At 30.2% G+C, this 10,859-nt stretch carries 8 protein-coding genes and 1 pseudogene; 8 read left to right on the top strand and 1 reads right to left on the bottom strand.

What is annotated here, in order from left to right; genetic code table 11:
- A pseudogene (locus HMPREF3241_RS12945) lies at window positions 1-279 on the bottom strand (MSCRAMM family adhesin SdrC); the annotation flags it as partial.
- Between HMPREF3241_RS12945 and HMPREF3241_RS12940 the strand changes: the two are divergent.
- From HMPREF3241_RS12940 to gtfB, 8 genes are all read left to right on the top strand, one after another.
- Window positions 266-526: an LPXTG cell wall anchor domain-containing protein gene (locus tag HMPREF3241_RS12940; protein WP_002475885.1), complete on the top strand. Its 261-nt coding sequence runs from the start codon at window positions 266-268 to the stop codon at window positions 524-526. The pseudogene HMPREF3241_RS12945 and the gene HMPREF3241_RS12940 sit on opposite strands and share 14 nt — an antisense overlap.
- A gap of 134 nt (window positions 527-660) precedes the next feature.
- Window positions 661-1,854, top strand: a complete 1,194-nt coding sequence (gene secY2, locus HMPREF3241_RS04985) for an accessory Sec system protein translocase subunit SecY2 (RefSeq protein WP_002496239.1) — start codon at window positions 661-663, stop codon at window positions 1,852-1,854.
- 13 nt (window positions 1,855-1,867) lie between these two features.
- On the top strand, window positions 1,868-3,424 hold the full coding sequence (gene asp1, locus HMPREF3241_RS04980; protein ID WP_002446817.1) for an accessory Sec system protein Asp1: 1,557 nt from the start codon (window positions 1,868-1,870) through the stop codon (window positions 3,422-3,424).
- Complete coding sequence (gene asp2 / locus HMPREF3241_RS04975; RefSeq protein ID WP_002446818.1) at window positions 3,417-4,961, top strand: accessory Sec system protein Asp2; 1,545 nt, start codon at window positions 3,417-3,419, stop codon at window positions 4,959-4,961. The genes asp1 and asp2 overlap by 8 nt, the downstream gene beginning before the upstream one ends.
- 1 nt (window position 4,962) lies before the next feature.
- Window positions 4,963-5,469 carry an accessory Sec system protein Asp3 gene (asp3, locus tag HMPREF3241_RS04970; RefSeq protein ID WP_002446819.1) on the top strand — a complete coding sequence of 169 codons (507 nt, stop codon included), beginning with the start codon at window positions 4,963-4,965 and terminating at the stop codon, window positions 5,467-5,469.
- Window positions 5,470-5,490: 21 nt separating this feature from the next.
- The gene (gene secA2 / locus HMPREF3241_RS04965) at window positions 5,491-7,881 is read left to right on the top strand and encodes an accessory Sec system translocase SecA2 (protein ID WP_002446820.1); all 2,391 of its coding nucleotides are present in this window, start codon (window positions 5,491-5,493) and stop codon (window positions 7,879-7,881) included.
- 18 nt (window positions 7,882-7,899) lie between these two features.
- Window positions 7,900-9,411, top strand: a complete 1,512-nt coding sequence (gene gtfA, locus HMPREF3241_RS04960; RefSeq protein ID WP_002446821.1) for an accessory Sec system glycosyltransferase GtfA — start codon at window positions 7,900-7,902, stop codon at window positions 9,409-9,411.
- Window positions 9,404-10,744 (top strand): accessory Sec system glycosylation chaperone GtfB, encoded by a 1,341-nt coding sequence (gene gtfB / locus HMPREF3241_RS04955; protein ID WP_002446822.1) that lies wholly within the window; start codon window positions 9,404-9,406, stop codon window positions 10,742-10,744. Before gtfA ends, gtfB begins: the two co-directional genes overlap by 8 nt.
- Window positions 10,745-10,859: the final 115 nt, after the last annotated feature.

Below are 10,859 nucleotides of genomic sequence, written 5' to 3'. Positions count from 1 at the left end.
TGATTCAAACTCAATGAGTGCATCAGACTCAGGATCAGTAAGCGCATCAGATTCAGCGTCAGTGAGTGCATCTGATTCAGCATCAACAAGTGCGAGCGACTCAGCATCAACAAGTGCATCAGATTCAGTGTCAACAAGCACAAGCGTGTCTGATTCAAACTCAATGAGTGCATCAGACTCAGCATCAGTAAGTGCATCAGACTCAGCATCAACAAGTGCATCAGACTCAGTGTCAACAAGCACAAGCGTGTCTGATTCAAACTCAATGAGTGCATCCACAAGTGAGTCAAATATCACTTCAAATGCAACTTCTAACAGTGCATCAAATGGTGAAAGTACAAACTCATCTAATGTAGCTCAACAATCAGATCACAAAGATAACAGTGACGAGACCAAAGAACTTCCTGAAACTGGTAACAGAAATGATACTAATAATACAAACGTATTAATGGGAGCTGTTCTCTCATTACTTGCTGGATTAGGTTTAGTGAAAAAATCACGTAAAAACAAAGAAGATAAAAAATAATTATAGATTTTAATCTATGATAATATGAAGTAAAACAAAGAGGCTAAGACATAATATTGAGTTTACGTGATAGTAAATCAACTATGTTTTAGCCTCTTTGCACTCATATTAAATAAGAATTTTAGGTGGAAAAAATGTTAAGAAATAAAGATTTTAAGATTTTACACAAAAGGATTATTTTTACAATGTTCGTTCTTTTTATATACATATTTGGAAGTAATATTTCTATCATTGGTAATGAATCAATTAAAACCAGCCATGATAGCTTTTTTAAATTAGCTGTTTCAAATGTCGGTGGAGATTTAAGTTCATTGAACGTATTTTCACTGGGATTAGGACCGTGGTTAACAGCAATGATTAGTATCATGCTATTCAACTATAGAGATGTAGATAATGTTATTAAGCAGACTCGTTCAGAAAAACAAATAAAGGAAAGACTATTAACATTACTCATAGCAACGATACAAGCATACTATGTTATCCATACCTATGTTCAGAATAATATAATACAGAACACAAATATTCTGTTACTTGTATTAGTTTTATTAACAGGGACATTACTATTAGTCTGGTTAGCTGACCAAAATACTACTTATGGCATTGGAGGACCAATGCCAATTGTATTAATGAGTTTAATAAAATCTTTATTTCATCAACAATTGTCTAGTATAAATGTAACAGCAACATTATTTATTGTGATCGGATTACTAGTTATAGCGGTGCTAACACTTCTCTACATAGAATTATCAGAGTATCGACTTCATTATAAAGATATAATGAATATGTCTACACAAACTTCACATTCATATATTGCTTGGAAATTAAATCCAGCAGGAAGTATATCTATAATGATAAGTTTATCTTTGTTTCTATTGTTAAATAGTGTTATTAACTTAATTGGAAAATTACTTTTGAATAAGGAAATGAATGTAGACATTTTCGGATTTGATAATCCTGTAGGTATTACAGTATATATTGTAATACAAATCAGTTTTGGATACTTACTATCTAGATTTTTAATCAATACTAAAAGGAAATCTAAAGAATTTTTAAAAAATGGAAATTACTTTGTAGGTATTAGCCCTGGTAAAGAAACTGAGCGATATTTAAATAAAAAAGCGAGAAGAATTTGCTGGTTTGGTTCAATTACAGTTACATTGATTTTAGCAGTGCCCTTATATTGTTCATTATTGGTTCCAGAGCTTTCAAAAGAAATATATTTTTCAATACAACTTATTATGTTGATTTATATTGGTATAAGTATAACTGAAACATTAAGGGCCTATTCTTATTTTGATAGATATAAAAGCATATTAGACAAATATTAGGGAGGAATTTTCAATGAGATATTTTATACCAGCGTGGTATAGTGGGCAAAAATTGTGGAAAGACAATACTCTTCCCTTCTATTATAAGCCGGATAAAACAGAGTTTGATGACATGATTAGCTTAATGTCTATGCATAAGAAAAATGGTTATGAATATAAGTTACTAGTATTAAATTATTCACCTAATTTAAGGTTGTTTTTACATAGACATGATTTATTTGAAAGTGATTATTGGTCTGTTTTTGATGTGTTACAAAGTGCTCCAAACACATTACCTAGAGCTATTGATTATTTAGATTTGAATTGGCCTAAAGATACAGAGTTTGTATATTCGCCATTTATGGTAGAAACAATTATAGGTGAAAATATGTATTCTCAAATTACGTTTAATCAAGAGGGATATGTACTTCATATACATGAATATGAAAATGGATTGCAACAACAAAAGATGATATTTGACGATAGAGGGTTTATATCTTCAATTATTAAATATGAAAATGATACTGAGGTTGAACAAATTTATTTAAATGTATTGGGGGAAAATATTCTAACTGAGAATTTAATAACAGGAGAAGTATTAGTTAATAACCCAGTTAAAGATTTATTAGACCATAGTAAATATTTAAATATGTTGGAAATAATAGAAGAGATTGTTGAAAAATTTTATAAAGATCAAATAACACAATCAGATGATTTTATTGCTGCTTCCGATGAAAGACACAATCAGTTAATTACACGTTATTTTGAAGCAAATCAATTATGTTTTTCTCTATTTTCAAATAGAAATAGAGAAATAACGCCACATTTAATTCAATCCATGCAACCAGCAAAAAGTTGTTTAGTTGACACAAAAGAAAATGAAAGAGAATGTAGTCTTATTGTTAATAACAATTCAATTGACATGAAAATGTCTAGAATTACACCCTTTGATACTGAAAAAATTCCAAATATAAGTTCTCAGTTATATGATGTGCATATTGGTTTTTGGATAGATAATTTATCAAGAGATGTAGTAGAACCTGTAATAGATCAGTTATATAGTTATATTAAAAATAAAGAAAACTATAGAGTTACTATTTTAATGAAAGATATAACAAGTAAAACACCAAAATGGTTATCAGACATAGTAAAAGAAAAAAATGAATTATATAATGAAGAACAAAGAACTTTAAGTGAAGAAATGGCTGATGTGTTAGAAGAAGAAATGGAATTTATAAAAATAATTAAAATTGAATCGGTCTTATTTGAAGAAGACTTAATTAGAGCAATGTCACAATTAAGAGTAGTTATAGATTTGGGTGATGAACCAGATTTATATCTGCAAATTAGCGCAATCAGTGCAGGAGTACCTCAAATTAATATGATAGAAACGGATTATGTGACATCTAATGTAAACGGATTAATAATACCAAGTTCATCTAATATGATACAGGCGTTAGATTACTTCTTACTAAGTTTGAAAAACTGGAATTATTCTTATGCATCTTCCATAAAATTAGTAGATGAATTTAGTTCGACTAAGATAATAAGAGAAGTGGACCGTTTGATAAAAGGAGAGTTATATGGCTAGAAAATTTAACATATTGCAAATCGGTGGAGAAGATTTAGAACCTATTTTCCATGATAAAAAAAACGTGTACAACGATTATCTTGATCCAATACTATTTACATTTGAAAGTGGTTATGAAGAAGCAATTGAAAATTTAATAGATGACATTGGTTCCTTTGATTTAGTATTTATTCAAACAACATATTCTCAAGAATTGATGAAAGTTATTGAAATAGTGGGAGAACCATATACGATTTATGTAGATGAAAACTACTGGGATTTTCAATTCGAAAATGATTCTCGAGTAAAATATAAATTTATTAAACCATTATTTTATAAATCAACAGATGAGTTGCATCATAAATTAAAAGCGGGCGCTTTTACTAAACAATACGGAGATAAAGTCTCACCAATTAAAGGGGAGGTAAATCCTAATTTTGAAGGAGAATTTGAGTACTTTGGTAACAAGGAACTCGTTTTGTCTGGAAATTTTGGAGAGTCGTATACGCCAATTGTTAGCTGGAACCAAAACTTAGTTTACGATAAGAATATGATGGTACAGTTATGGCCAGAATTTTTTGTAGAGGGAAATGTTGATGTCCAATATATAATTAGATTAATCCCATTTGGCTCATTAGAACATACGAAAGATGTTATTACCCTGACAAAGGATGATTTAAAACAGCCTTTGGAATTGATGCCAAGATCTTATGATGCAAACATTTCTATAGTAGTAAAAGCAAAGGGAACAGGTGTTGTACATCTTAGGGCAATCCATAAAAGGTGGTCTCGTGCAGAGATGGGCCAATTTATAATGGGTGGTCAACGTTACAACGATGAAAATGGCGAAGAGTATATACACTATTTCAATCCTGGCGATTTAAAGCCTCCATTAAATGTATATTTTAGTGGTTATCGTTCATTAGAAGGGTTTGAAGGGTATTTTATGATGAATAGTCTAGATGCTCCATTTCTACTTATTGGGGATCCTAGAATCGAAGGTGGATCCTTCTATCTTGGATCTGAAACCTATGAAAATAGCATAAAAAAAGTTATTAAAGAAACATTGGAATATTTAAATTTTAAAGAAGATGATTTGATATTATCTGGATTGTCGATGGGGTCATTTGGCGCATTATACTATAGTGCACAATTAAACCCGAGAGCTGTGATTGTTGGTAAGCCATTAGTGAATATTGGTAGAATTGCTGAAAATATGAAACTAAAACGACCCAATGATTTTGGAACAGCACTAGACATTTTGATGTCACAAGAAGGCACATTTAGTAAGGAAAATATCAATCATTTGAATAAGCGTTTTTGGGAAAAATTTAAGCAAAATGAATTTGAAAATACAACTTTTGCTATCGCATATATGCAAAATGATGATTATGATGATATAGCCTTTGATGATTTAATGTCTGTGCTAGGAGAATCCAAAACGCATATCATGACACGAGGCGTGCCTGGTAGGCATAATGATGACTCGGCAACGATAACCAGTTGGTTTGTAAACTTTTATCATATTATTTTAAATAATTACTTCGGGAGAGAGTAATATGAACCAAAATAAGCGATTTGATATCACCTGGAAAAAGGTACATAAAAGTACTTTTATGTATGGATCTAAGCTAAAATTTAATAACAATTTTGTCAGCATGGACAATTCTTTGATGCCCTCAGGAATGGTGATACATGAATGGAACATGCTATCAAGTTATACAACCAATAAACAAGTGCCTTCATTACCGCTATTGAAAAAAGGGAGCAATTATAAAATTAAGTTTGATTATGATGTCATCCCTGAAAAATCAGTGTATTTTAAAATTGTTTTATATAAAAAGAATGGTGAAAAAATTAAAACTATGATTATCGAAGATGATGATAGTGAGTTTGAATATCCAAAAGATGCCTATTCTTATAAGATTGAATTAATGAATGCTGGATTTCAGCATTTACAATTTTACCGAATTATTATTGAAGACCAACATATAGAGAAATGTCATTCAACTATACCAACTGATATTAGTGAAACAATTGATAAAATCAGACACAATATAGTATAAAATTCAGAAAGAGGTGTCCAAATGACAGGTAAATTTGAGAATACTATTAATAAAATGCGGTTAAAAAAACTAAAGAAAACATTAAATAGTATCAATAACATGAGTCATGTTTTTTCTGAATATACTGATGAAGCATTAAAAGCAAAAACTCAAGAATTTAAAAAGAGAATAATGGAATCTAAAGAAACATTAGATCAAATTTTGCCAGAAGCATATGCCGTGGTAAGAGAATCTGCCTATCGTGTATTAGGTATGTACCCCAAAGATGTGCAGGTACTAGGAGCTATAGTAATGCATCAGGGAAATATAGCAGAAATGCAGACCGGAGAAGGAAAAACGCTAACTGCAACGATGCCCTTATATTTAAATGCATTAACAGGTAAAAGAGCATTTTTAATTACGACTAATGATTACTTAGCCAAAAGAGATTGCATGGAAATGAAACCATTATATGAATGGTTAGGCTTAACTGCATCATTGGGATTTATAGACATTCCAGACTATGAATATGAAGCTGGTGAAAAGCAAAAACTATATGCACATGACATCATTTATACTACAAATGGTCGTTTGGGCTTTGATTATCTTACAGATAATTTAGCAGATCACAAGCGAACTAAATTTTTACCTGAATTACAGTTTGCAATTTTAGATGAAGTTGATTCAATCATTTTAGATGCAGCACAAACACCACTCGTTATATCCGGGGCACCACGATTACAATCTAATTTATTTGATATTGTAAAAGAATTTATACATACACTTAAAGATGGTCAACATTTTAAACTAAATAAAAATAAAAAAGAAATTTGGCTAAAAAAACAAGGTATTGATAAAGCAAATGACTATTTTAAAGTGCACCATTTATATGATGAAAGTAATTTTGATTTGGTTCGTATTATCAATTTATCATTGAGAGCAAAATATCTATTTGATTACAATTTAGATTATTTTGTATCAAATGGAGAGATTGTGTTAATAGATAGGATTACAGGGCGAATGCTTCCAGGTACGAAATTACAGTCAGGTTTGCACCAAGCAATTGAAGCTAAGGAAGATGTTGAATTATCTATTGATAAGAGTGTGATGGCTACAATTACATTCCAAAACCTATTTAAACTCTTTGACAAATTTGCTGGAATGACTGGTACAGGCAAACAAGGAGAAAAAGAATTTTTTGAGTTATATTCGAAAATTGTAGTTGAGATTCCCACAGACAAACCTATTCAGAGACAAGATTTGGAAGATAGAGTATTCGCGAACATGGAAGAAAAAAATCAAGCTATCATTGATACTGTAGTTGAAAAAAACAAAAAAGGTCAACCAGTTCTTTTAATAACTAGAACTGCAGAAGCAGCTGAATATTTTTCGACTAATCTATTTCAATTAGATATACCTAATAATCTATTAATTGCTCAAAATGTTTCTAAAGAAGCTCAAATGATTGCAGAAGCAGGCAATAGAGCAGCAGTTACTGTGGCTACTAGTATGGCAGGACGTGGTACAGATATTAAATTGGCACAAGGTGTTCATGAAATTGGTGGCTTAGCAGTAATTATTAATGAACACATGGAAAATAGTCGTGTAGATAGGCAGCTAAGAGGACGTGCTGGTCGGCAAGGTGACCCTGGTGTATCTCAAATATTTGTATCATTAGATGATTACATTGTTAAAAAGTGGAGCCAATCTAAACTTCTAGAGAACGACAAGTTAAATCAAACTAGTAGTGAAACTTTAGAAAATAGTAAAGTTTTCCAATTGAGAGTAAAAAACATTGTAAATAAAGCACAAACTGTTTCAGAAGAGACTTCAATTGTTCAACGTGAAATGGCTAATGAATTTGAAAAAAGTATAAGCGTACAAAGAGATTTAATTTATAAAGAAAGAAATCTTATTTTAGATATGGTTAACAAAAACCAATTTGATTATAAGCAATTGGCAAAAGATGTTTTTAGAAAAGATTTAAAAATTTTTAATATAAATGATGAAAAAGGTGTAATTAATTATGTTTATAAAAACTTATCTTTCAATTTTGAAACAAATAATGAAAAAATAGATGTATATAACCAAGAATCAATTGTTAATTTTTTAATACAACATTTTATGCAGCAATTTGGGGATAATCAAAAGAAAGCAGCAGACCCATATTTCATATTACGTTTCATTCAAAAATCAATTATCAAAGCAATCGATATAGCATGGATTGAACAAGTCGATTATCTTCAGCAACTAAAAGCTAGTGTTAATAATCGCCAAAATGGTCAAAGAAATGCCATATATGAATATCATAAAGTTGCATTAGAGTCATATGAAGATATGACAATTACATTAAAGAGAAATATTATAAGAAATTTATGTTTAAGTATTATAACGTTTGATAAACATGGAGATCTTATGATTTATTTCCCATAAAACAAGAGGAGGGATACGATGACTGTATATAATATAAATTTTGGAATAGGTTGGGCAAGTAGTGGTATTGAATATGCACAAGCATATAGAGCTAAATTGTTGAGACAGTTGGATAGAAATGTAAAATTTATTTTTTTAGATTTCATATCTTCTGAAAATATCCAAACATTGACTGATAACTTAGGTTTTAAAGATGATGAAGTAATTTGGTTATATCAATATTTTAGTAATATAAAAATTGCACCAACAACATATACTTTAGATGATTTAATGGGTGAAATCGGTAACGAAATTACTCAAATAGAGGATAACGGTAAAATCAAAAGATTGTATTTCGATGATGATAAAAGTTCATTTGCAACGTGCTATATGAAAAATCCAGATAAAAATTATGTAGATAGAGTGGAGTTTGTCCTTGAAGGCTATTTAATAAGAAAAGATTTCTTTAGTTATACAAGAGTTTTTTCTGAATATTATGCCCCTTATCAAAATTATGCCAAGATATATATGAGACAGTTTTACAATGAAGATGGAACAATTGCATATAAGGAATATATAGATGATAAAGAAAGTGTCTTTGTCTTTGATGATGCACAACTCTATAGTAAAGCAGAATTTGTTGCATATTTCATGAATAAATTAAATTTATCAAATAGAGATATCGTGATCCTAGATAGAGCTACAAAAATTGGCCAAGCAGTATTACAAAATAAAGGTGCTAGCAAATTAGGTGTGGTAGTTCATGCAGAACACTTTAGTAATAATGCCACTGATGGCGATAATATATTGTGGAATAACTACTATGAATATCAATTTAGAAATGCAAAATTTGTGGACTTCTTTATTACTGCGACCGATTTACAAAATCGTATTTTAAGTCAACATTTTTCTAAGTATACTCATGATAATCCATTAATCAGAACAATTCCTGTCGGTAGCTTAAATAAACTCATTCATCCAGAGAAAAAAAGACAACCATATTCAATGATAACGGCATCACGATTGGCTAAAGAGAAACATGTATACTGGATTGCTAAAGCAGTTGTGAAAGCCAAAAAAGAGATTCCTAAATTAACGTTTGATATATATGGTCAAGGTGGAGAAAAAGATAAAATAGAACAAATTGTTTATGAAAATAATGCACAAGACTATATTACATTAAAGGGCCATGTTAATTTGCAGAACGTTTATTCAAAGTATGAATTATTTGTGTCTGCTTCACAAAGTGAAGGTTTCGGTTTGACATTAATGGAGGCAGTAGGTTCTGGCTTAGGAATGATTGGATTTAATGTGAATTATGGTAATCCAACATTTATTCGTAATAGTGAAAATGGATATCTTATGTCTGAAAATGTAGAATCTGCAGATGAAGAAGAAAAGATTAATGAACTAGCTTCATATATTGTGAAATATTTTAAAAATGGACCCAAACATCCAGAAAGCATATCATATGAAATTGCTAGTGAATTTTTAACTCAGAAAATAGTAGAAAAATGGGATATGCTAATTAAAGAGGTGCTACATGATTAATATATTTGATAATTATCATTTTAACTCACAATTATTACATCGTTCATTGAAACTTGCAGGATATCAACATTTGACAATTTGTTTAGAGGATGATGGTTTTTTACCAGATGATGTTACCTCTCCTTATCAATTTTTTGCTCAAAATCCAATTAATCCAAGTGATAAGCCTTTATTCTTTAATGAAGTAGAGGTGCCAACTTACTGGGAAATTACAGGTACAAATGATATGGGTGAAATAAAAAATTTAGGGGAAGTTAGAGGTAAAATTTTCTATCAACCTAATTTCAAAACTCGTATTGTAAGTCGAGTTGAGTGGTTGGATAACAAGCAACGATTACGCACAGTTGATTTCTATAATAAAAATGGGTTTAAATTTGCTGAGACTATCTATGATTTGACTGGTAAAGCTATAATGAAAAAGTACTTTGATCGTCTAGGCAAAGAAATTATCTATGAAAATTATGTGACTGGGGACTATGTATTAAATTGGAAAAATGAGACACACTTTTTCAAGTCTCATGAATCATTTATCATATATTACTTAAAACAACTAAATGTAGATTTAAGTGTAGTTATCTTTAATTCACTAGCGATGCCTTTTATCGCGTTATATAGAATGGATACAATTGGAAAAGGAATTCTCGTTTGGCAAGAAAACAGCCATGGTAACGTACCTGGAAATATGAAACTTATGTTTGATGAATATCTAAAGAGAAATTATTCTGTAATGATACCTGATAGTATTGAATATCTAACAATATGCCAAAGACTTGATGATAGTGAACGAGATAAAGTATATAGAGGTGGTTACCTTTATGATTATCGAAAACAAAACCAGTTTAGTAGAAACATATTAACTTTAACAAATTCAGACCAATTGTCTTGTATTGAAGAATTAGTGAAAAATAATAGCAACTATCAGTTTCATATAGCGGCTATTACAGAAATGTCTAATAAATTATTAGAATTAGTGAAATTTGATAATATTCGATTGTATCCAGTGGCAGACGAAGAAACAATTGAATCATTATATCAACAATGTGATATTTATCTCGATAACAATAAAGGTAATGAGCTATTGGATGCAGTCAGCAGAGCATTTGAAAATGATATGGTGATCTTTGCAACCCATGATGAAGCACATAATCGTATGTTTACAGCCACTGAAAATATTGTTATGAAAAAAGACATTAATAACTTGACAGTAATTTTGAAAAAAATGGCTAATAGCAGTAAAGCATATCACACCAGGTTACAATTACAAAAGGATTATGCGAATGAAATTGAACATGAACAATTCATTAATAGAATTAATATGTCATTAAAAAAATAGGCCCTTATTAAAAAAGCTTATTTATATTTTTGTTTACTAGACTAGAAAGATAGCAGAAGACTTCATATACTACTAAAAAAAGCGGTTGGGACATAATTCCTAGCAAAATAGCCAG

It is taken from the genome of Staphylococcus sp. HMSC34G04 (assembly GCF_001838765.1).
Classification (GTDB): Bacteria; Bacillota; Bacilli; order Staphylococcales; family Staphylococcaceae; genus Staphylococcus; species Staphylococcus epidermidis.
This window is presented reverse-complemented; position numbering and strand designations above follow the sequence as displayed.

What these genes read in the sequence shown, in the direction of transcription:
- HMPREF3241_RS12940 (WP_002475885.1), top strand. Translation starts at nt 266, where the DNA reads ATGAGTGCATCCACAAGTGAGTCAAATATCACTTCAAATGCAACTTCT.
- secY2 (WP_002496239.1), top strand. Translation starts at nt 661, where the DNA reads ATGTTAAGAAATAAAGATTTTAAGATTTTACACAAAAGGATTATTTTT.
- asp1 (WP_002446817.1), top strand. Translation starts at nt 1,868, where the DNA reads ATGAGATATTTTATACCAGCGTGGTATAGTGGGCAAAAATTGTGGAAA.
- asp2 (WP_002446818.1), top strand. Translation starts at nt 3,417, where the DNA reads ATGGCTAGAAAATTTAACATATTGCAAATCGGTGGAGAAGATTTAGAA.
- asp3 (WP_002446819.1), top strand. Translation starts at nt 4,963, where the DNA reads ATGAACCAAAATAAGCGATTTGATATCACCTGGAAAAAGGTACATAAA.
- secA2 (WP_002446820.1), top strand. Translation starts at nt 5,491, where the DNA reads ATGACAGGTAAATTTGAGAATACTATTAATAAAATGCGGTTAAAAAAA.
- gtfA (WP_002446821.1), top strand. Translation starts at nt 7,900, where the DNA reads ATGACTGTATATAATATAAATTTTGGAATAGGTTGGGCAAGTAGTGGT.
- gtfB (WP_002446822.1), top strand. Translation starts at nt 9,404, where the DNA reads ATGATTAATATATTTGATAATTATCATTTTAACTCACAATTATTACAT.